Origin of the sequence: Acidicapsa ligni (assembly GCF_025685655.1) — a bacterium.
GTDB lineage: Bacteria > Acidobacteriota > Terriglobia > Terriglobales > Acidobacteriaceae > Acidicapsa > Acidicapsa ligni.
The window spans coordinates 235,582-255,703 of sequence record NZ_JAGSYG010000002.1; the positions used below are offsets into that span (position 1 = coordinate 235,582).

The 20,122-nt window shown below is 56.3% G+C and carries 17 protein-coding genes and 1 tRNA gene; 7 read left to right on the forward strand and 11 right to left on the reverse strand.

All coding sequences use genetic code 11. The features are described 5' to 3' along the window. Positions 1 to 17 precede the first annotated feature (17 nt). Genes ilvD through OHL19_RS07455 form a run of 6 tightly spaced genes read right to left on the reverse strand, consistent with a single transcriptional unit; the run spans position 18 to position 6,703 of the window. A complete protein-coding gene (gene ilvD / locus OHL19_RS07430) occupies positions 18 to 1,709 on the reverse strand; it encodes a dihydroxy-acid dehydratase (protein ID WP_263357010.1) in 1,692 nt (563 codons plus the stop codon). A gap of 22 nt (positions 1,710 to 1,731) precedes the next feature. Next, positions 1,732 to 2,217 (reverse strand): hypothetical protein, encoded by a 486-nt coding sequence (locus tag OHL19_RS07435; protein ID WP_263357011.1) that lies wholly within the window; start codon positions 2,215 to 2,217, stop codon positions 1,732 to 1,734. Between the two features lie 5 nt (positions 2,218 to 2,222). Then, positions 2,223 to 2,864: a 3-isopropylmalate dehydratase small subunit gene (leuD, locus tag OHL19_RS07440; protein WP_263357012.1), complete on the reverse strand. Its 642-nt coding sequence runs from the start codon at positions 2,862 to 2,864 to the stop codon at positions 2,223 to 2,225. Position 2,865: 1 nt separating this feature from the next. Next, positions 2,866 to 4,305, reverse strand: a complete 1,440-nt coding sequence (gene leuC / locus OHL19_RS07445; RefSeq protein ID WP_263357013.1) for a 3-isopropylmalate dehydratase large subunit — start codon at positions 4,303 to 4,305, stop codon at positions 2,866 to 2,868. Between the two features lie 47 nt (positions 4,306 to 4,352). Beyond that, positions 4,353 to 5,450, reverse strand: coding sequence for a 3-isopropylmalate dehydrogenase (leuB, locus tag OHL19_RS07450; RefSeq protein WP_263357014.1), 1,098 nt, complete (start codon positions 5,448 to 5,450; stop codon positions 4,353 to 4,355). Positions 5,451 to 5,500: 50 nt separating this feature from the next. After that, the gene (locus OHL19_RS07455) at positions 5,501 to 6,703 is read right to left on the reverse strand and encodes a 2-isopropylmalate synthase (RefSeq protein WP_263357015.1); all 1,203 of its coding nucleotides are present in this window, start codon (positions 6,701 to 6,703) and stop codon (positions 5,501 to 5,503) included. A 128-nt stretch (positions 6,704 to 6,831) separates the two neighbouring features. Between OHL19_RS07455 and OHL19_RS07460 the strand changes: the two genes are divergently transcribed. Then, complete coding sequence (locus OHL19_RS07460) at positions 6,832 to 7,755, forward strand: LysR family transcriptional regulator (RefSeq protein WP_263357016.1); 924 nt, start codon at positions 6,832 to 6,834, stop codon at positions 7,753 to 7,755. A 9-nt stretch (positions 7,756 to 7,764) separates the two neighbouring features. Here OHL19_RS07460 and OHL19_RS07465 read toward each other — a convergent pair whose 3' ends face one another. From OHL19_RS07465 to OHL19_RS07480, 4 genes are all read right to left on the reverse strand, one after another. Then, on the reverse strand, positions 7,765 to 8,493 hold the full coding sequence (locus OHL19_RS07465) for an RsmE family RNA methyltransferase (protein ID WP_263357017.1): 729 nt from the start codon (positions 8,491 to 8,493) through the stop codon (positions 7,765 to 7,767). 298 nt (positions 8,494 to 8,791) lie between these two features. Beyond that, a complete protein-coding gene (locus OHL19_RS07470; RefSeq protein ID WP_263357018.1) occupies positions 8,792 to 9,307 on the reverse strand; it encodes a CPBP family intramembrane glutamic endopeptidase in 516 nt (171 codons plus the stop codon). A gap of 418 nt (positions 9,308 to 9,725) precedes the next feature. Then, a complete protein-coding gene (locus OHL19_RS07475) occupies positions 9,726 to 11,141 on the reverse strand; it encodes an L-serine ammonia-lyase (protein ID WP_263357019.1) in 1,416 nt (471 codons plus the stop codon). 65 nt (positions 11,142 to 11,206) lie between these two features. Continuing rightward, positions 11,207 to 11,854, reverse strand: a complete 648-nt coding sequence (locus OHL19_RS07480; RefSeq protein WP_263357020.1) for a GGDEF domain-containing protein — start codon at positions 11,852 to 11,854, stop codon at positions 11,207 to 11,209. Positions 11,855 to 12,255: 401 nt separating this feature from the next. On the opposite strand from OHL19_RS07480, the gene OHL19_RS07485 reads away from it, so the two are divergent. Next, positions 12,256 to 13,920 (forward strand): sensor domain-containing diguanylate cyclase, encoded by a 1,665-nt coding sequence (locus OHL19_RS07485; RefSeq protein WP_263357021.1) that lies wholly within the window; start codon positions 12,256 to 12,258, stop codon positions 13,918 to 13,920. Positions 13,921 to 14,090: 170 nt separating this feature from the next. Here OHL19_RS07485 and OHL19_RS07490 read toward each other — a convergent pair whose 3' ends face one another. After that, positions 14,091 to 15,170 carry an acyltransferase family protein gene (locus OHL19_RS07490; RefSeq protein WP_263357022.1) on the reverse strand — a complete coding sequence of 360 codons (1,080 nt, stop codon included), beginning with the start codon at positions 15,168 to 15,170 and terminating at the stop codon, positions 14,091 to 14,093. A 450-nt stretch (positions 15,171 to 15,620) separates the two neighbouring features. Here OHL19_RS07490 and OHL19_RS07495 point away from each other — a divergent pair, with 450 nt between their 5' ends. The 5 genes from OHL19_RS07495 (at position 15,621) to OHL19_RS07515 (ending at position 20,030) form a co-directional block, all read left to right on the forward strand. Next, on the forward strand, positions 15,621 to 17,180 hold the full coding sequence (locus OHL19_RS07495) for a YifB family Mg chelatase-like AAA ATPase (protein WP_263357023.1): 1,560 nt from the start codon (positions 15,621 to 15,623) through the stop codon (positions 17,178 to 17,180). 189 nt (positions 17,181 to 17,369) lie between these two features. Beyond that, on the forward strand, positions 17,370 to 17,585 hold the full coding sequence (locus tag OHL19_RS07500; RefSeq protein ID WP_263357024.1) for a hypothetical protein: 216 nt from the start codon (positions 17,370 to 17,372) through the stop codon (positions 17,583 to 17,585). A 674-nt stretch (positions 17,586 to 18,259) separates the two neighbouring features. Then, a complete protein-coding gene (locus tag OHL19_RS07505; RefSeq protein WP_263357626.1) occupies positions 18,260 to 18,481 on the forward strand; it encodes a DNA-directed RNA polymerase subunit omega in 222 nt (73 codons plus the stop codon). 100 nt (positions 18,482 to 18,581) lie between these two features. After that, positions 18,582 to 19,832, forward strand: coding sequence for a transcription termination factor Rho (gene rho / locus OHL19_RS07510; protein ID WP_263357025.1), 1,251 nt, complete (start codon positions 18,582 to 18,584; stop codon positions 19,830 to 19,832). A 122-nt stretch (positions 19,833 to 19,954) separates the two neighbouring features. Beyond that, positions 19,955 to 20,030, forward strand: a tRNA-Ala gene (locus OHL19_RS07515). Positions 20,031 to 20,122 lie beyond the last annotated feature (92 nt).

Consider the following 20,122-nt stretch of genomic DNA (forward strand, 5'->3'; position numbering starts at 1 on the left):
CAGCCAGAGGCTAAAAACTAAATTGTGATTGCGCCTTCTGCGGCGGAGCTTACGGACTTGGCGTATTTGGCGAAGACGCCTTTTTTGAAGCGTGGTTCTGGGGCTTTGAAATTTGCCAAGCGTGATGCAATTTCTTCTTCTGAGACTTCGAGGGTGAGCTTGCGGCCTGCGATGTCGAAGTGGATGATGTCGCCTTCGCGAACGGCTGCGATCGGGCCGCCGACGAAGGCTTCGGGGGCAACGTGGCCTACGGTGAAGCCTCGCGTTGCACCGCTGAAACGGCCATCGGTCATGAGGGCTACGGTGGCGCTGAGATGAGGATTGGAGCTGATGGCTGCGGTGACTTGCAGCATCTCTCTCATGCCGGGACCGCCTTTGGGGCCTTCGTAGCGAATGACGAGGACATCGCCGGGATTGATCTGCTGATTCTGCACGGCGAGGAAGCATTCATCTTCCGATTCGAAGACGCGGGCAGGGCCGCGATGTTCGACGCGGTCGGCTGCTGCAATCTTCATAACCGAGCCCTCGGGGGAGAGATTGCCCTTGAGGATGACGAGGCCACCGTGGGCTTTGATGGGTGCTTCAAAGGTCTTGATGACTTGCTGGCCGGGTGTTTCGATGGCGTCGTTCGCTTCTTCTGCGATGGTGCGCCCGCTGATGGTCATGGCTGAGCCGTCGATCATGCCTGCTTTCAACATGCGCTGGGCTAGGAGGCGCGATCCGCCTGCGGCTTGATAGTCCGAAGCGACGTACTTGCCTGCGGGCGAGAGGTCGCACATGAAGGGCGTCTTGTCGCTGATGCGGTCGAAGTCGTCGATGTTGAGTGGGATGCCCATCTCGCGTGCGATGGCGAGGAAGTGGAGGACTGCGTTGGTCGATCCGCCGGAGGCTGCGACGGAGGCGATGGCGTTCTCGATGGAGGTGCGGGTGATGATGTCGGAGGGGCGGCGGTTGGCGCGGACAGCTTCCATGAGGATGTGCCCGGCCTGGCGCGAGGCTTCGTGCTTTTCGGCGCTCAATGCAGGTACGCCGGAGAGCTGGATGGGGCTGATACCGAGAATCTCGGAGGCCATGGCCATGGTGTTGGCGGTGAACTGACCGCCGCAGGCACCGGCTCCGGGACAGGCATTGGCTTCGACGGCTTCGAGGCCTGCGTCGTCGAGGGTGCCTGCGGCGTGAGAGCCGATGGCCTCGAAGACGTTGAGGATAGTGATGTCCTTGGTCGTTCCGTCGGGGCCCTTGAGCTTGCCGGGGGCGATACTGCCTCCGTAGAGCATGATGCCGGGGATGTTGAGGCGGCAGAGGGCCATGATGATGGCGGGCATATTCTTATCGCAGCCGCCGATGCCTACGATGCCGTCAAAGAGATTGCCGCGAGCGACGAGCTCGACTGAGTCGGCGATGACTTCGCGTGAGACGAGAGAGGCCTTCATGCCCTGGGTGCCCATGGTGATGCCGTCAGAGATGGTGACGGTATTGAACTCCATAGGAGTGCCGCCGGCTTCGCGGATGCCCTGCTTGACGGCTTCAGCTACATCACGGAGATGGAAGTTGCAGGGGCCGATCTCGGTCCAGGTGTTGGCGACGCCGATGATGGGCTTGTGCAGATCTTCTTTGGTGAATCCGATGCCGCGGAGATAGCTGCGTGCGGCGGCGCGATTGGGGCCTTCGGTCAACGGGATGCTCTGGCGCTTGCCTTGGATGGTCACTGATCTGATCCTTTGCTTTATTTCACTTGCCTTGGCTCACTGTAAAAAGGTGCGGAATGATTTCCGCCATCTCACTTGCGAATTGTTCTTTCAGTTGCTTGAAGCGTCCTGGGTATGTCGTGGTGTAAATCGGAATATCAATCCCGGCTTCTTTTGCAGCCCTGTGAATCAACTGGTCTACGCTGCGTCCAATGATAACGATGGCAGCCGGGCGATATGCTTTCAGACGAGTTGCAAGAGGCGCTACGCTCTCTTCGCATTGTCTTCTTCGTTCCTTCCGCTCCATTCCGTTAACAGGGATCAGCGAAAGATCGTCGAGATAAAATCCTCCGGCTTTGAAGTTGGATAAAAAGTCGTCTTCTCCGTGGAAGGCTGCTTTTATCGCACGATACAGTCCGGTGTTCTGCTGGTAAAAAAACTTGCCACTGCGTGGTGCCGATTCTCCCACGAACAGGGTTCCGATTTGGTCAGGCCGGAAGCTTTGGCGTAGTTCTTCCAGCCTGTTCATTGTGATTATGCCGAGGCAGTTGCGGGCCTGGGCTCCAGCCACGTGGCTTGATCGTGTTTTGCTTCGTAGGTGTCGAGTGCTGAAGCGTGGCGCAGGGTGAGGCCGATGTCGTCGAGGCCCTCGATGAGGCAGTACTTGCGAAAGGGATCAATCTCGAAGGTGGCGTGAAAGCCTTGTGCGTCGGTAACCGTTTGATCTTCGAGAGAGACGGTGATCTGATAGTCCGGTGTCTTCGCGGCGCGGTCGAGGAGCAGGGCTACGTCTTCTTCGGAGAGGCGGATGAGGACGATGCCGTTCTTGCCTGCATTGGAGAAGAAGATGTCGGCGAAGGTCGGTGCGATTACGGCGCGGAAGCCGAAGTCGCTGAGTGCCCATGCGGCGTGTTCGCGGCTGGAGCCGCAGCCGAAGTTCTTGCCTGCGATGAGGATCTTCGCGCCTTTGTACTTTGCGTCGTTGAGAACGAAGCTGGGGTCGGGCTCGTCTGCGGACGGGCCTTCCTGGAGACGGCGCCAGTCGAAGAAGAGGAATTCGCCGTAGCCGCTGCGCTCGATGCGCTTGAGGAACTGCTTGGGAATGATCTGGTCGGTATCGACGTTGACGCGATCGAGCGGTGTGGCGAGTGAGGTGATGGTCTTGAAGGGTTCCATGTTAGTTGACCTCCGCTGTCAGTTCGATTGCTGCCCAGTTGCGCACGTCTACGAAGTGACCGGTGATGGCTGCGGCTGCGGCCATTTCAGGGCTGACGAGATGGGTGCGTCCGCCGCGGCCCTGGCGGCCCTCGAAGTTGCGATTGCTTGTGGACGCGCAACGCTCGCCGGGTTGGAGGATGTCGGGGTTCATGCCTAGGCACATAGAGCAACCTGGCTCGCGCCAGTCGAAGCCAGCGGTGCGGAAGATGACGTCGAGGCCTTCGCGTTCGGCTTGATCTTTCACGGCTTGCGAGCCGGGGACGACCATTGCTGAAACGTGTGTGCTGACGTGGTGGCCTTTGGCGATACCGGCGGCGGCGCGGAGATCTTCAATGCGGGAGTTGGTGCAGGAGCCGATGAAGACGCGGTCGACTGCAATCTCTTCAAGGAGCGTGCCGGCTTTGAGGTCCATGTATTCGAGGGCACGCTCGAAGGCGCGACGTTCGCTCTCGTTCTGAGTCTCGGCGGGGTTGGGAACGGATGCGGTGATGGGTGCGACCATGCCCGGGCTTGTGCCCCAGCTTACATAGGGCGCGAGCGTGGTGGCGTCGATGATGAGTTCGCGATCGAATTTGGCGCCGGGGTCGCTGGGCAACTGGCTCCATGCTGCGACGGCTTTGTCCCACTCTGCATTTTTTGGAGCGAAGCGGCGGCCTTTGAGATAGGCGAAGGTGGTTTCGTCGGGAGCGATCATGCCTGCGCGTGCGCCTGCCTCGATGCTCATGTTGCAGACGGTCATGCGGCCCTCCATCGAGAGCCCGCGAATGGCGGAGCCTGCGAATTCGATGACGTGTCCGGTGGCGCCGTCGGTGCCGATCTTGCCGATGATGGCGAGGACGATGTCTTTCGCGGTGACGCCTTTGGGCAGATCGCCTTCAACTGCGATGCGAAAGGTTTTGGGCTTGTCCTGCGGCAGTGTTTGCGTGGCGAGGACATGCTCGACTTCGCTGGTGCCGATGCCGAATGCGAGTGCTCCGAATGCTCCATGAGTGCTGGTGTGCGAGTCGCCGCAGACGATGGTCATGCCGGGCTTGGTGATGCCGAGTTCCGGGCCGATGACGTGGACGATGCCTTGTTCGCGGCTGCCGATGTCGTATAGCTCGATGCCGAATTCTTTGCAGTTTTCGCGCAGGGTCGAGATTTGCTTAGCGGCGATCTGGTCGAGGATGTTGAAGCGCTCGGCCAGCAGTGTGGGTACGTTGTGGTCCACGGTGGCGACGCAGCGATCGGGACGGCGCACGGTGCGGCCGGTGAGGCGTAATCCCTCGAAGGCTTGCGGCGAGGTGACTTCATGGAGCAGGTGCAGGTCGATGTAGAGGATGGTCGGTTCGCCCTGAGGCTCGACGACTACATGCTGCTCCCATACTTTTTCGAATAACGTTTTTGGCGTGTTGCTCATGATTGTGTCCTGTTCCGATGTTCGGGTTCCGATTCGTATGTTGCGAACTAAATGGTTTCGGTGGTCAGCATTTCGTTGACGGTTTCGCGGACCTGTTTGCCCATCTCGGTGCTGGAGAGAACCTTGAAATCGGTTGTATTGCCACGGGCCAAGTCGGGCGTGCGGAAGCCTTCTTCGAGGACGCGGCGTACGGACTTCTCGATGATGGCTGCTTCGGCTTCGAGACCGGCGGAGTGACGTAGAACGAGCGCGGCGGTGAGGATGGCTCCGAGAGGATTGGCGAGGCCTTTGCCTGCGATGTCGGGAGCCGAACCGTGGATCGGTTCATAGAGGTTGACCTTGCCGCCGATGGTGGCGGAGGGCAACATGCCGAGCGAGCCGGTGATGACGGCGGACTCGTCGGAGAGGATGTCGCCGAAGAGGTTCTCGGTGAGGACGACATCGTAGTTGCGCGGGCTGGTCATCAGAAGCATGGCCATAGAGTCAACGAGCTGATGCTCGACGGTGACGTCGGGGAATTCGGCGGCGACTTCGTTTACGGTGGCGCGCCAGAGCTGCGAGACTTCGAGAACGTTGGCCTTGTCTACAGATGTTAGTTTCTTGTCGCGCTTTTCGGCGAGTTGGAAGGCGATGCGGGCGACGCGGACGATTTCGTCGCGGGTGTAGCGCATGGTGTTCCAGGCTTCGCCGGTGGACTTGTTCCACTCGCGAGGCGCGCCGAAGTAGAGGCCGCCGAGGAGTTCGCGAACGAAGAGGATGTCTGCGCCTGCGACGATCTCGGACTTGAGAGGGCTGTTAGCGGCGAGCTCGGCCACGGCGAAGGCCGGGCGCAGGTTGGCAAAGCCGCCGAGGGCAGCGCGGAGTTGCAGCAGGCCGGCTTCGGGACGAGTGTTGGGAGGTAGGGCGTTCCACTTGGTGCCGCCGACTGCGCCGAGGAATACGGCGTCGGATGCCAGGGCTGCTTCGAGTGTGTCTGCGGGCAATGGAGTGCCGTCGGTGTCGATGGCGATTCCACCGATGCGCTTTTCCGTGACGGAGAATTCATGGCCTTCGAGTTCGGCGACCGTGTTGAGAACGGCGACTGCTTCGCGGGTAACTTCGGGGCCGATGCCATCGCCGGCGACTACTAGGAGGTTCAGCTTCATTGCGTTCCTTTTCCTCGTGTTGCGCTCGTGAGGTGTTGTGCTGATGCGCGTTAGTCGACTTCAGCGTAGGACATGGGGCGGCGGTCGCGAATCTGTTGCGGCAGCAGGCCGACTAGATCCTGGTCGTAGATGTTTTTCTTGCGATCGGCGAGGGCTACGAAGCGGTAGTAGGTTTGCTGCAGCTCTTCGCGGGAGATGGTGTAACCGAGTTGTTCGAGACGATTGCGCAGTGCGGCGCGTCCGGAGTGCTTGCCGAGTACGAGAGTGGTGGTCGCCGCTCCGACTGAGGCTGGAGTCATGATTTCGTAGCAGAGCGGATTGGCGAGCATGCCGTGCTGGTGAATGCCGGATTCGTGGGCGAAGGCATTGGCTCCGACGATGGCCTTGTTGGGCGACGGGCCGAAGGTGATGAGCTGGCCGAGAGTCTGGCTGGTGGGCACGAGCTTATCGAGTTGAATGCCGGTGGTGACGCCGTAGCGGTCGGCACGGACGAAGAGTGCGGCTGCGATTTCTTCGAGTGCGGCGTTGCCTGCGCGTTCGCCGATGCCGTTGATGGTGCACTCTACCTGGCGTGCTCCAGCGGAGACGGCTGCGAGAGTGTTGGCGACGGCGAGGCCGAGGTCATCGTGGCAGTGGCTGGAGAGAATAATGCCTTGCGCGTCAATGGCCGGGATGCGCTCACGGACTTCGCGGAAGAGCTGGCCGTATTCTTCGGGGGTGGTGTAGCCGACGGTGTCGGGCATGTTGATGGTGGTGGCACCAGCTTCGATTGCGACGCGGACCATTTCGACGAGAAAGTCACGGTCGGAGCGGGTGGCGTCTTCGGGCGAGAACTCGACATCATCGATGAGGGCGCGAGCCTGACGTACCGACTCTGCGGCCTGGGCGAGCGCTTGTTCACGGCTCATCTTGAGTTTGTATTCGAGGTGCAGATCGCTTGAGGCGAGGAAGACATGAATGCGCGCGCGGTCGGCGTGTTCGAGCGAGCGTGCGGCCATGATGATGTCTTCGCTCTTGGCGCGGGCAAGCGAGGTGATGCGCGGCTTGCGAATGGCTTGTGTAATGGTTGCGATGGCTGCGAAGTCGCCTTCTGACGCCATCGCGAAGCCTGCTTCAAGTATGTCGACGCCGAGATCTTCAAGGGCGTGAGCTATCGAGAGTTTTTCCTGGGTGGTCATGCTGCAGCCGGGGGATTGTTCCCCGTCGCGGAGAGTGGTGTCGAAGATCAGAACTTGATTTTTGTCTATAGACATTGGAATACCTGGGGGGGAAGACTCTTCCGCCTGAACATAGTTTCGCCGAATTGACGGGTATAACGCAAAGTTATAATTATTTTATAATCGATTAGAATTGCTTATGTTGATAGATGAGGTGGAAAGTCATGGAACTGAACCAGTTGGAGACTTTTCTTGCGGTGGCGGAGGAGCATAGTTTTTCGCGTGCCGCGGTGCGATTGCATCGGACGCAGCCGGCTATCAGCCAAGTGATTCGCAAGCTGGAAGAATCGGTTGGTGAGATGCTGTTCGATCGTGCGGCGCGAGACGGATCACTGACGGCGGCGGGTGAGTTGCTGCGCGAGTATGCGACTCGGCTGCTGGCGCTGCGCCGCGAGGCTTCGTCGGCGATGGAGGAGTTGAAGTCGCTGGAGCGAGGGCGGTTGCAACTGGCTGCGAATGAGTACACGTGCCTGTATCTGCTGCCGGTGGTGGATGCGTTTCGCAGGCAGTATCCAAAGATCGATGTAACGGTCCATCGTTCGCTGGCGAGCAAGATTCCGGAAGAGTTGTCCTTGCGGATCTTCGAGCTTGGCGTGATGTCGTTCAAGCCGGACACGGAGCAGTACAGATCGATTGCCGTTTATGCGGATACGCTGGCGCTGGTGATGAATCCGCAACACGCGCTGGCGGGCGAGGAACGCTTATCTATCACCGATCTTGGCGGTGAGACGTTTGTTGCGCACAATGTGCCTTCTCCGTTGCGACGCAAAGTGATCGAGGCATTTGAGCGGCATCGCACGCCTTTGAACATGGATATCGAGCTGCCTTCGATTGAGGCGATCAAAAGATTTGTAGCGATGGGAAACGGCGTGGCGCTGGTGCCGCGATTGACGGTGGGGCGCGAATTGGAGACTGGGGATCTTGTCGCAGTGCCGGTCGATGAGTTGGAGTTTCGCCGATTGCTGCGGCTGGTGCATCGACGGAATGGAAAGTTGTCGTATGCTGCTTCAGCGTTTCTTCAAACGGTGCGCAGCATGGCGGTCGAAGTCGGTGCGCCGTTTCATTACCAGATTGAGCGGGCTGGTTAGAAGCTTGCTTTATAAAATCGATGAGGCTATGGCCAGGGATGCGATGGCGGCGGTTTCTGCGCGAAGGATTCTTGGGCCGAGCGATGCGGGTTGCCAGTTGTGTTTTGTGAAGAGCGAGAGTTCTTCACTTGTCCAGCCGCCTTCGGGGCCGATGGCGAATTCAAATGTGGGCAAATTTACTTCGTTGGTGTTCGTCGCTGCTTCGAGCCGCTGGCGAAGTGTGGTGTCGCGTTCGTCTTCGGCGAGCAGTATGCGTTGCGCATCGGAGTTTTGTTGTAGGCGCGCCGGTAGTGCTATTGGATCTTCGATGAAGGGAAGATCTGCGCGGCGAGATTGCTTGGCTGCTTCGTGTGCGAGCCTTCGCCAGCGCTCGACACGTTTGTCTGCGGCCTGCGCGAGATGCTTCTCGGTGCGGCGGGCGACAATGGGAACGATGGTTGCTACGCCGAGTTCGGTGGCCTTCTCGATGGCCCACTCCATGCGATCGAATTTGAAGATGGCTAGAAGCAGCGTGACCGGGAGAGCTGGATCGGCGGCGGTCTCTGCGATGAGTTTGAAGATGACCTCTTCGATGATGACGGTTTCTATTACGGCGTTGTAGACGCGGCCGTTGGCGACGACATCGACTTCTGTGCCAGCCTGTGCGCGAAGGACGCGCGCGAGATGTTCGGCTTGTGTGCCGAGAAGGCTTGCGGTTGTGTCTGTCCAGCTATCGGCGATCCAGCGGCGTCGTGTCATTGAGGTTGTTGTCCATGACAAGTGTATCGTGCTGACAGATGAATAGCTCACATACGAGAGGCGAAGAGATGAGAGCAGAGACACGAAAGGGGACGCTTTGAGCGTCCCCTTTTGTGTTGCCTTTTTTGTGATGCCTTGCCTGTTGGTTGCTCGCTGGTTCTCCCTGTGAATCAACTCCATTGCAGTCCGAGCAAAACTGCTGCAATGGATGAAGGTATAGTTTCATGCTCGATAAGTGTCAAGAGAAAAATGGAAATCTTAGAGGGAATTTTTTTCGAACGGGAAGGCGTAACTTTCGTCACGCGTGAGGAAGCCTGTCCAGCATGTGGCTTGAACGCAAAAATGCGAGCAACATTCCAGTTGCAAAATCGTGCCATGCATGTGCGAGCATGCCGGGAAAAAGATTGCGGCGAAGTAGCGCAATGATGCCGAACAGCGCACCGAAAACGGTGATGAGACATATGCCGCGCACGCCTTGATAGCCGTGTGCGGAGCCGAAGACGAGAGCTGCAATCACTACGCCAGCAGGCATGCTGCGGAGAAATGCGATGCACTGCGTTTGCAGATAGCCACGGAAGATGATCTCTTCTGAAAAACCGACGAGCAGGCAGAGCCCTCCCCATGCGATGCATTCGAGTGCAGAGCTCGGAGCCATGGTCATGAGTTTTTCGGCCATCTCCTTTTGCTCCTGTTCGGGTGAGGTGAGCTTGGTTGCTGCGGAACCAGGTGTGCTTTTCTGCTCTTGCAATTTGTGTTGATAGATTTTTGTTTCTACGCCAGCCCAGGTGACGGAGAGCGAGCCGAGAATGAACATGGACGCGAACCAGAAGAGAATCGCGATTACGATTTCTTTGCCGAACGCAGAGATCGTATTGGGGAATGCGCAGAGGAGAGAGCGGAAGGAAATCTTTCGTAGACGCAGGCCGAATGCAATCCACGCGACTACGAGGAGTTCGACTGCGCCGGTTACTGCGTAGCGTACGAAGAGCGATCCGCTGTTGCCGGTGGGCGGTGCGTGTTCGAGCGCTCCGTCGAAGGATAGAGCGAGCAGCGCAATGAGAAGCAGGAGCGTGTGCCATAGAGGCGCGATGCCGCGCTGATGGCTGGGCAGAGGTGGAATGGCGATATTTGCAGTGAGAGATTCGCTGCTTAAATCAGGATAGGGTTCATTCGCTTGCGGCTGTTCGCTTTCCAGAGTAGGCCTCTCATTTCTGCATGAAGTGTGCGGCTGCTCAGCACTCGATGATGTTGAGAGCGAGGCCGGCGAGGGACGTTTCCTTGTAGCGGGATTGCATGTCGAGGCCGGTGAGGTACATGGTTCGGATGACTTGATCGAGAGAAACTTTGTGCTCTTCCGGTTCTTCCATTGCCATGCGCGTGGCGTGAACTGCTTTGACTGCGCCCATGGCGTTGCGCTCGATGCATGGAATCTGAACGAGGCCGCCGATGGGATCGCAGGTCATGCCGAGGTTGTGTTCCATGCCGATCTCGGCGGCGTGTTCAATTTGTCCGTTGGTGCCGCCGAGGGCTGCAGCTAATCCGCCAGCAGCCATAGAGCAGGCTACGCCTACTTCGCCCTGGCAGCCGACTTCTGCGCCTGAGATCGACGCGTTTTCTTTATACAGAATGCCAATGGCGGCGGAGGTGAGGAAGTAGCGCAGGAGCCCGGCTTGATCTGCACCTGGGATGAAGTTGAGATAGTAGTGGGCTACGGCCGGCACTACTCCTGCTGCTCCGTTGGTTGGTGCGGTGACGACTCGTCCGCCTGCTGCATTTTCTTCATTGACGGCCATCGCGTAGATGGTGACCCAATCGAGCGGCGCGAGTGGATCGACGGGTTGACCGTTTTGCCTGCGGGCTTCGAGGCGCTCCGCGAGACGATGGGCACGTCGACGGACTTTGAGGCCTCCGGGCAGGATGCCTTCGGTGGCGATGCCGCGAGCGACGCAGGATTGCATGGTCTTCCAAATAGTAAGGATGCGGTTGCGGATTTGCTCTTCGTCCGATTGGTGCGTTCCGTCGGTATGAATGAGCGCGCATTCATTTGCCAACATCAGTTCGTCGATGCGGAGATGATTTGCATTGGCGAGTTCGAGCAGTTCGGCAGCGCTTTGAAAAGGGTATGGAATCTCGATGGAAGGCTTGTCGGTTGCCGCAGAGGTTTCTCCGTCTTCGGTGATGAATCCGCCACCGATGGAGAAGTAGGTGCGTTGCGAAAGCACGGCGCCGGATTCGTCGAAGGCTGTGAGCCGCAGACCGTTTGGATGCTGCTGTGTTGCTTCGGGGGGAAACATCTGATCGCGATGGAAGAGCAGATCGGTGTTTTCGTGGAAAGCGATGGGGTGGCTGCCTGCGAGCAATATCTGCTGCGAGGCGCGAATCCCGGCCACGTCTCGATCGATGGCTTCTGGATCAACGGTGGCGGGTTCGTGACCGCTGAGCCCGAGTAATACGGCGCGATCTGTTGCGTGACCGATGCCGGTAAGCGCGAGCGATCCGTAAAGCTCGGCCTGGAGGCGTGAGACGCGTTGCAGGACCTGCTGTTGGTTGAGGTCGTGGGCGAAGCGGAAGGCTGCGCGCATGGGGCCCATGGTGTGTGAACTGGATGGGCCCACGCCGATTTTATAGAGATCAAAAAGACTAGTCATGCGGAAGGAGTCGTTCAGCATGATTGTAGCGGATATGGATTGGTCGTTTGTAAATCGACGAAGGGTTAGTCGAAGGCGTTGTTGTGAAGATAGGCTCGTTTACGGCGTTTCTCGATATACATGGCTGCGTCGGCCTGGTGGATCATGTCATCGAGCGAGTCGAGTGCGTGAGGGTTGCAATGAATGATGCCGATGTTGATGGAGAGCTGGGGCTGGTCTGGAAAAAAGTTGTTGTGGTGGCTGATTTTCTCATCCAGGCGGCCCTGGATCTCTTCGACGGGCGTGGATGAGCTGGTTGCGAAGACGATGAACTCGTCGCTGCCGATGCGTGCGATGACGTCGGATTCGCGGAAGGTTTCGCGCAGCACCTTTGCTGTGTTCTTGATGAGCTGATCGCCTACATCGTGGCCCAGTTCTGCATTGATCGGCTTGATCCCGTCGAGTTCGAGATAGATGAGCCAGCCCTGAGCGTTGAGGCGAGGTACGAGTTTGAGTTGCTGTTCTGCTCGGAGGAGGAAGCCGCGGCGATTGCTGAGACCGGTCAGCTCATCTGTCACGGAGAGACGCTGGAGTTCGGCTTCGAGGTGCTTGCGCCGATTGATTTCGTCCCGTAGTTGCTGATGGACTGCCGCGAGCTCTTCAGCTTGTGTGTGCACAAGCTGTTCGAGGTCCAGATGGGCGCTTTCGGGAATGGATATGTCTGTTTGTCTCATGAACGTTGGCTGCTTAAACCTGGTGGCCGAACCTGATGGCCAAACTTAAGGACCGAACTTAATGACCGAACCGGGGTGGCCGAATTTGGGTACCTGAATTTAGATGCCGAAATTTGGCGACCGATAGTAGTGAGTGATTTAACGATTCTAAGCGTAACCTACCATGATTTGGGAGTGGCCTAGATTTTATTTGAATTACGCGGCGTGGAATTGCCCAAAATGAAAAAAAAACAGCTTTTTGGACAAGGCGATTCAATTTGGGAGCAGAAAACGGGTGTTGGCAAGATTTTTGAGTATTCGATGTTCAAGCTAGGTTACTACCGTTACTATAAGTGTATTACTTGCACCATGTCAGGTCATATTGGGAACGGATGTTTAATCTCAAGCAGCGATTTAAAAAAGTGAACTCTGTTGTTGCCGTGCTCGTCCTCGCCGCGGTTGGTGCAGGGCTGCTTACGGTGCTTGCTGGATTATTGGTTTACCGCAACACGCGAAGATTGATCTCAGGGGCGGACTGGGTACAGCATACGCAGGAAGTGTTGACAGCGATTCAGCGGGCGTCGATGTGGAACGAGAGGATTGAGTACAGAACCCGGCTGTATCGCCTGACGGGCGAGGAAGAGCAGTTGAATCGAGCGCGTTCAAGCGCCAATCTGCTTGAAAATTCTGTCATCACTCTTCGGGTATTGGTTGCGGACAATCCTTACCAGGTGACAAATGTGGAGAGCCTGGGGATTTGTTCCCAGAACCTGAGCCGGGTTGTGAACACTTTTAACATGCAATCTACTGTGCCAGAGCTGCCGATCCAGCGGTGCCAGCAGACGATCAACCGCATGTTGGATGAAGAGCAGTCGCGGCTGAAAGAACGAACTGCAGTGCGGCAACAGAGCTCTCTGGCCTCAACGATCGGTGAATTTGGTTATGTTGGCCTGTCCCTGGTGGGGCTTGTGGTGCTGTTTGGATTTCTATTGCGGGATGCGGTGCTGCGACAGCGAGTGGGAAGGCAGATGCTGCTGACCAATGAGCGGCTTGCTTCGAGTGTGAATGCGCTGGAGGATAAGGCGAATGAGTCGGCGCTGCTTACGTTTTCGCGCGATGAGTTGCAACTCTGCGTGGATGTATCGCAGGTATATGAGTCTGCTGCCAGAAGCTTTTTACGATTGCTGCCGATGTCGAGCGGATCGTTGTGCATCATCAATAATTCGCGGCAATTGGTGGAAGTAGTTTCGTCGTGGGGCGTGGCGGCGTTGGAGGATTTCAATCCGCCAGAATCGTGTTGCGGGTTGCGATCGGGTCAACCACGCTGGCGTCAGCCGGGTGTTTCGGAGATTCACTGTACGCATTTTGTAGGTCATCTACCGGAGAGATATCTGTGCCTGCCGATTGTGGCTCATGGCAATACGCTGGGCGTACTTTATGTGCAATGCAACACAGATGAAGATGTAGCAGCGGTGAATGCGCGATTGGATGGTTTGCGGCAATTGCTGCAACTTACGGGTATGGCGGTTGCTTCGCTGAACCTGCGCACCAAGCTGGAAAGCCAGTCAATTCGCGACTCTTTGACGGGGCTGTTCAATCGGCACTTCATGCAGATTTCGCTGGAGAGGGAACTGGCGCGTGCGGCACGGCGCAAGCAGACGCTTGCTGTCTTTATGTTGGATGTCGACCACTTCAAGCGCTTCAACGATACGCATGGCCATGCTGCGGGAGATACCGCGTTGCAGGCGATTGCGGATCTCTTCCGGACGAACATTCGGACGGACGATATTGCGTGTCGTTACGGAGGCGAGGAGTTCACGATTATTCTTCCTGACGTGAGTGGCGCTACAGCGTATGACCGTGCGGAGACGGTTCGCAAATCGGTGACCAGCCTTAAAGTTCCATTGGAAGATGAGACTTATGGAGAGTTTTCTCTATCGATTGGCATTGCTCTGTATCCGAGTGACGGCGAGACGGCGGACCTACTGTTGCGGCGCGCAGACCAGGCGCTTTATCGCGCCAAGCGAGGCGGACGGAATCAAGTGGTTGTGTATGAGGCTGGATCTGCGGTTGCGGTACAGAGTTAGTCTTATTTTGAGATTGTTATAGATCTTGTATCGGCTAATTTAGAGCTATGGCATGGAAGCTATGCCTGATTCCCAGGGTGGTGTGTTCGATGTGGATCAGGCTTGCAGGTTCGGGTATGTGGGGCTATAGAACTGGATCTATAAGCCCATATCGGATTGATCGGGAGTGCCTATTTGCTGTGGGCTTCTACTGCGGTATGGGTTGGCAGAGCGGCTTCTACTTCTGCAGCCTTGACTCTTCTGTTTCCACCGTGCAGCAAGGGCTTTTCCATGAGGTACCAGGATAGAGTCGCGTACAGTGTGCTGCCGGCGAAGGCGATAACGGCAATAACATAACGCTGATGCAGGTAGCGCTCGGCTAAGACCAACATGCCGTCGTGGATGAGATAGAAGGAATAACTGATCCTGCCGAGGAAGAGCATGGGTGGCGTGGACAAGATCCATGTGTATCTGCCGCCCAGTGCCCAGAGGAAAACTCCGGTAGCAGCGAGGAGAGATATTTCCAGGGTGATGACGTTGCCGCGGATGGTGCCGTCTGCGGTCGAGAAGCCGGGGTGATACTTGTTGAGATAGATCATCAACGGTGGGGTGAGGATCGTTAGAATGAGCGCGAGATAGCCGTATTTCTTGATTTTTTCGCTGTGACTACGCCAGAGAAAAGTGATGAGAGCGCCAGTGGCGAGGCAGTCCATGCGGAACGGTGTTGATTTGTAGACGAACCAGCGGGAGGCATTCCAGGGTACGTGATCGGTCCACGGTGTCAGGACTCCGCGAAGTAAAGGAGCTGCAATAATCATCGCGACGAGAAGGGCTGGGAGTCGCTTGGGCTTCAAGAAAAAAACAGCGAGTGGCCAGACAATATAGAACTGTTCTTCAACGCCGAGTGACCATAGAGGGCTGAATGCGGGTAGCTGGCGATCTTTATAGAAATAGCCTACGTAATTGGTGAGGCCGATGAACATGTACCAGTGCTGCATCCAATAAACGCCGAAAACCAGCGATGCTACGAGGAGGAGTAGCAGGTAAGGAGGCACAATCCTGCGAACGCGGCGCGCATAGAACTGAGCAATGAAGGATTTGAAGTTATCCTTTTGCATGTCCAGAAGGATGCCGGTGATGAGGAATCCTGAGAGTACAAAGAAAATATCCACGCCCATCCAAAGCATTCGAATGTCGAGGGCATGGCGCAGAAACACCGCGATAATCGCGACTGCGCGCAGTCCATCCAACTGCATAATTCTTTTACTCATACTCGAAGAATATATGAAGCGAGCAGGTGAAGCTAGTGGGATTTAACGTAGTTTAACTTAGCTTGGTTTCGTGTTTCATTTCATGGTTTGGCAGAAGGCTGTGTTGCTTGAGGGAGGTAAAACTGGGTGTGGTTGGTTTGGGGTGATTGTGTTTTTGTTGGGGTGGAGAGGGAGATTCCCTTCGGGAATGACGGACAGAAGGGCAAGGGCAACGGCTAACAGCAACGGCAACGGCTAACAGCAGATTCCCTTCGGGAATGACAGACAGAACTGCAACGGCAACAGCAACGGCAAAAGATAAGGGTAAAAGCAAAGGCTAGGGCTAGGGCTAGGCTAAGAGCAAGAACATCGTTCTGAACTTTGATGCTGTATGTGAGTTGATCCATTACTTAAAACTGGTGCGGTTATGGATTCGGGCGGTGGGATGGTACACTCGCTGCAATTTCCCAAATGTTAGCTAAAGTTTTGAGTGCTGCAGTTTATGGCATCGATGCGAATCTTATCGATGTTGAGGTGGACCTGAGCGGAACTATTGCTGAGGAAGATCGGTTTCATACGGTTGGGCTGCCGGATGCGGCAGTACGGGAGAGCCGCGACCGTGTGCGGGCGGCGATGAAGAATTCGGGGTATTTGATACCGCCGACGCACATTACGATCAACCTGGCTCCTGCGGATATCAAGAAGGAAGGCGCGGGATTTGACCTGCCTATCGCTATCGCTATTCTGAGCGCGTACGGGGCGCTGCACTTGAAGGATCTAAGCCCGTTTTTGCTGGTGGGCGAGCTGGGCTTGGACGGTAGTTTGCGACCGGTGCCGGGGGTGCTTTCGATTGCTGTGCTGGCGCGTGCGCGAGGTATCGCCAACCTGATACTGCCTGCGGTGAATGCAGCGGAAGCTGCGGTGGTTGAAGGCGTGAATGTTTACCCGGTTGCGACTCTTGCCGAGGTGATCGAGTTACTGAATTCGACATTGATGGGAGAGGTGCAGAGGCAGCCGTTTCGCGTGGCGACGGACGAGTTGCTGAACGAATTGCATCACTATGCAGCTGACTTCAGCGATGTGCGTGGACAGCAGACAGCGAAGCGTGCGCTGGAGGTTGCTGCAGCGGGTGGGCACAACATTCTGATGATTGGGCCGCCGGGGTCGGGCAAGACGATGCTGGCGAAGCGGCTGCCTTCGATTCTGACGCCATTGACTTTTGACGAAGCGCTGGAGACGACGAAGATTCATTCGGTGGCGGGAGTGCTGGACGCGGCGCAAGGTTTGGTGGCGCAGAGGCCGTTTCGGGCTCCGCATCATACGATTTCGGATGCCGGGCTGATTGGAGGCGGAGCTGTGCCGCGGCCGGGCGAGGTTTCGCTGGCGCACAATGGGTTGCTGTTTTTGGATGAGCTGCCTGAGTTTCCGCGCAACGTGCTTGAGGTGATGCGGCAGCCGCTGGAGGATCACACGGTGACGATCGCCAGGGCGTCGATGTCGCTGACTTTTCCGGCGCGGTTCATGTTGGCTGCGGCGATGAATCCGTGTCCCTGCGGGTATTTCAATGACAAGTCGCGGGAGTGCAATTGCACTCCGCCGATGATTCAGCGCTATGTGGCCAAGGTTTCGGGGCCGCTGCTGGATCGAATCGATATTCATATCGAGGTTCCGGCGGTGCAGTACAAGGAGTTGCGTGGTGGGGCAGCGGCGGAGGGTTCCGCACAGATTCGCGACCGGGTTATGCGCGCCAGGGAGCGGCAGCGTGAGCGGTTTCAGGAGGCGGGAGAACGCATCTTTGCCAATGCGCAGATGGGGACACGGCAGATTCGGGCTTACTGCGAGCTGGGCGCGGATGCGGAACGACTGTTGGAGCGGGCGATGCAGCAACAGGGATTGAGCGCGAGGGCGCATGACCGAATTCTCAAAGTGGCACGGACTATTGCTGATCTGGAGGGTGCTGCGGGGCTGGCGGTGAGCCACTTGGCGGAGGCGATCCAGTATCGGACGCTGGATCGAAGTTATTGGGCGTAGATCGGTTCCGGGCCATGATCGGGTCGTGCCAGGACCTATCGAGCCATGATCGGTATTGGGTCATGATCTCGTTACTTAGGGTGTAGTTCATGGCTCGGGAGTCGTATTTTGCGTCGTTTCTATGCGTGATAACTTGTGTTGAATTCGATGTACAGGTTTTCAGTATCTTTGCGGAAAAGGTTGATAGATATGACGATGATTCAATCCAATTCAGACGCGCTCCTGGTGGCGATTCCGATGATCGGTATATTGCTTGGGGGCTATTTCAGGCTGGATGAGATGCTGATCAGGCCGAAACAGCAGGTCGAACAGAGGCGGCAGTTTTCCGCTCTCAATGAGCATGGGCAGCCGGTATGTATCGATCCGGACGGCAGGATTTACGAGGGAAAACGCAGGAATTATTGATCGCGCGTCTTGTGGAAGATACTCAGAAATGGCGAATGGCTGGTATTTGGGCCACTATTATATGTAGGGCCGACGCGCAGAAATCGTTGCAAGAAGGACAAAAGGGAAGAGCGTTCCCAAATTTGACAGGTAAACTCTAAAGTAGGGCTGGCTGGAGATGGCAGTTTCATAGGATAAGCTTCTTGTTTTCTATGGAAATCTTCAGGAATAGAGGGTAGGCCGCATAAATGTGCTATAAAAAAGGGTTGACCTAGGAGCACTGTGGGTATAGATTCATGAGTGCTAACCAACAAGGCAGACATCGCGTAGACCTGTAGGGGATGCGCTCTGCGTCGCTTTGATTCCGCGTCATCTTATGTTGCGGTTCACCGGGAGTATCGGTGCGACCGATAGTGTGTTTATCCGGTAGTTGTTGGATATTGCCGGATTTGATTGGCAGGCTGGATTCAATTGATCCAGATTGAACATTGCAGTTTCTGCGGTAGCAATATCGTGGGAGTGAATTATGAGAAGGGTGTCAAAAATGAGTTATCAGAATAGCAGCAACTTTTTGAACTCTATCCCCTTTTTTTGCGTCTAACAAATGTCTGTAAACAAAAAGGGCGTGCCGCTCAACGGGCGTCCTCTGCACCGGTCAAGCCGGGCAGTGATCACCACAAAGGAGAACGATGCATATGCGCTCGGAACTGATTTTTGGGGCACTTACTCACGTGTCCAACCGCTACCAGTTGTGCCAACTGGCGAGCAAGGCAACCCGTAAGTTGCACAAGCCGAACAGCCGGCTGCAGGATACGACGAACGAAGTTCTTTACCGCTTTCGTAATGCCAATCCTGGTATGTCGGCGCCGATCACGGAACCGGAAGCTCAGCCAGTAGAGCAGCGCCGCGCAGCTTAAGCGCGGCCTGCAAGGCCTGCCGTAACCACAACCCCGCCTTTTATTTCCCCGGAGTTCCCTCCAATCCATCCCCCTCCTATCCTCCTAGTCGCAGGTATCCATGACCATTGCTGAGTTAAAAGAGAAAAACATCACCGAATTGAGCCGCATTGCGCGCACACTGGACATTCCCGGCGCTAGCGGTCTCCGCAAACAAGACCTTATCTTTAAGATTCTGCAGGCGCAGAGCGAAAAAGAGGGGCATATTTTTGCCGAGGGCGTCCTCGAAATCCTGCCTGACGGTTATGGTTTTCTCCGTTCTCCGGATTACAACTATTTGCCCGGCCCGGATGATATTTATGTCTCCCCGTCCCAGATTCGCAAGTTTGACCTCAAGACCGGCGACACGATCAGCGGCAATGTTCGTCCGCCACATGAGGGCGAGAAGTACTTCGCACTGGTTAAGATTGAAGCGATCAACTTCGAGTCTCCTGAGGAGACGCGCAACAAGATTCTTTTCGACAATCTGACGCCGCTTTATCCACAGGAACGCATCAAGATGGAGACTGTTCGCGAGCAGACGAGTGGCCGCGTGATGGATCTGTTGACGCCGGTGGGCAAGGGGCAGCGCGGTTTGATCGTAGCTCCGCCTCGTACAGGCAAAACGATGCTGTTGCAGTCGATTGCCAACTCGGTGACGACCAACCATCCTGAGGTTGTGCTGATCGTACTGCTGATTGATGAGCGTCCGGAAGAAGTCACGGATATGCAGCGGTCGGTGAAGGGCGAAGTCATCAGCTCCACCTTTGATGAGCCGGCGGCGCGCCACGTACAGGTCGCCGAAATGGTGATTGAGAAGGCCAAGCGCCTGGTGGAGCACAAGCGTGATGTGGTGATCCTTCTGGACTCCATTACGCGTCTTGCCAGGGCTTACAACACGATTGTGCCGCCTTCGGGCAAGGTACTCTCGGGCGGTGTGGATTCAAATGCGCTGCAGCGGCCGAAGCGGTTCTTTGGCGCGGCTCGCAATATTGAAGAAGGCGGGTCTTTGACGATCATTGCGACGGCTCTTGTCGATACTGGTTCGCGTATGGACGAGGTCATCTTTGAAGAGTTCAAGGGCACGGGCAATATGGAAGTGATTCTGGATCGCAAGCTGGTTGATAAGCGAGTGTTTCCGGCAATCGACATTCAGCGCTCGGGCACCCGTAAGGAAGAGCTGCTTATTCCCAAGGAGGATTTGCAGCGTATCTGGGTTCTGCGCAAGGTGCTGAATCCGCTGTCTCCTGTGGAAGCGATGGAACTGCTGGTGAGCCGCCTTGAAAAGGTGCGCAACAACGCAGAATTCCTGCAGAACATGAACCATCTGTAGAGTTCTCTCTAGGGTTCAAGGCGGGAAGGGGAGTTTGCTTCCAGGTGCATGCAAGGCTTTCCACTGCACCTGTTTGCGGATTTCCCTCTCGCTGATAGAATAGAAAAGTTGTTTCCCAATGTGGGGCTGTAGCTCAGCTGGGAGAGCGCCTCGTTCGCAACGAGGAGGCCAGCGGTTCGATCCCGCTCAGCTCCACCAAATAAATATCAAATTTATAATTCGAAAACCTGGGGCCAACTTGTCCTCATTCAATACCAGAATTGAGAAATCGGATACTTATCCGATTTGGC

Bases quoted from the DNA above. Each gene is read 5' to 3' on its own strand.
- OHL19_RS07435 (WP_263357011.1), bottom strand. From the start codon at position 2,217: ATGAACAGGCTGGAAGAACTACGCCAAAGCTTCCGGCCTGACCAAATC.
- leuD (WP_263357012.1), bottom strand. From the start codon at position 2,864: ATGGAACCCTTCAAGACCATCACCTCACTCGCCACACCGCTCGATCGC.
- leuC (WP_263357013.1), bottom strand. From the start codon at position 4,305: ATGAGCAACACGCCAAAAACGTTATTCGAAAAAGTATGGGAGCAGCAT.
- leuB (WP_263357014.1), bottom strand. From the start codon at position 5,450: ATGAAGCTGAACCTCCTAGTAGTCGCCGGCGATGGCATCGGCCCCGAA.
- OHL19_RS07455 (WP_263357015.1), bottom strand. From the start codon at position 6,703: ATGTCTATAGACAAAAATCAAGTTCTGATCTTCGACACCACTCTCCGC.
- OHL19_RS07460 (WP_263357016.1), top strand. From the start codon at position 6,832: ATGGAACTGAACCAGTTGGAGACTTTTCTTGCGGTGGCGGAGGAGCAT.
- OHL19_RS07465 (WP_263357017.1), bottom strand. From the start codon at position 8,493: ATGACACGACGCCGCTGGATCGCCGATAGCTGGACAGACACAACCGCA.
- OHL19_RS07470 (WP_263357018.1), bottom strand. From the start codon at position 9,307: ATGTTCATTCTCGGCTCGCTCTCCGTCACCTGGGCTGGCGTAGAAACA.
- OHL19_RS07475 (WP_263357019.1), bottom strand. From the start codon at position 11,141: ATGACTAGTCTTTTTGATCTCTATAAAATCGGCGTGGGCCCATCCAGT.
- OHL19_RS07480 (WP_263357020.1), bottom strand. From the start codon at position 11,854: ATGAGACAAACAGACATATCCATTCCCGAAAGCGCCCATCTGGACCTC.
- OHL19_RS07490 (WP_263357022.1), bottom strand. From the start codon at position 15,170: ATGAGTAAAAGAATTATGCAGTTGGATGGACTGCGCGCAGTCGCGATT.
- OHL19_RS07495 (WP_263357023.1), top strand. From the start codon at position 15,621: ATGTTAGCTAAAGTTTTGAGTGCTGCAGTTTATGGCATCGATGCGAAT.
- OHL19_RS07500 (WP_263357024.1), top strand. From the start codon at position 17,370: ATGACGATGATTCAATCCAATTCAGACGCGCTCCTGGTGGCGATTCCG.
- OHL19_RS07505 (WP_263357626.1), top strand. From the start codon at position 18,260: ATGCGCTCGGAACTGATTTTTGGGGCACTTACTCACGTGTCCAACCGC.
- rho (WP_263357025.1), top strand. From the start codon at position 18,582: ATGACCATTGCTGAGTTAAAAGAGAAAAACATCACCGAATTGAGCCGC.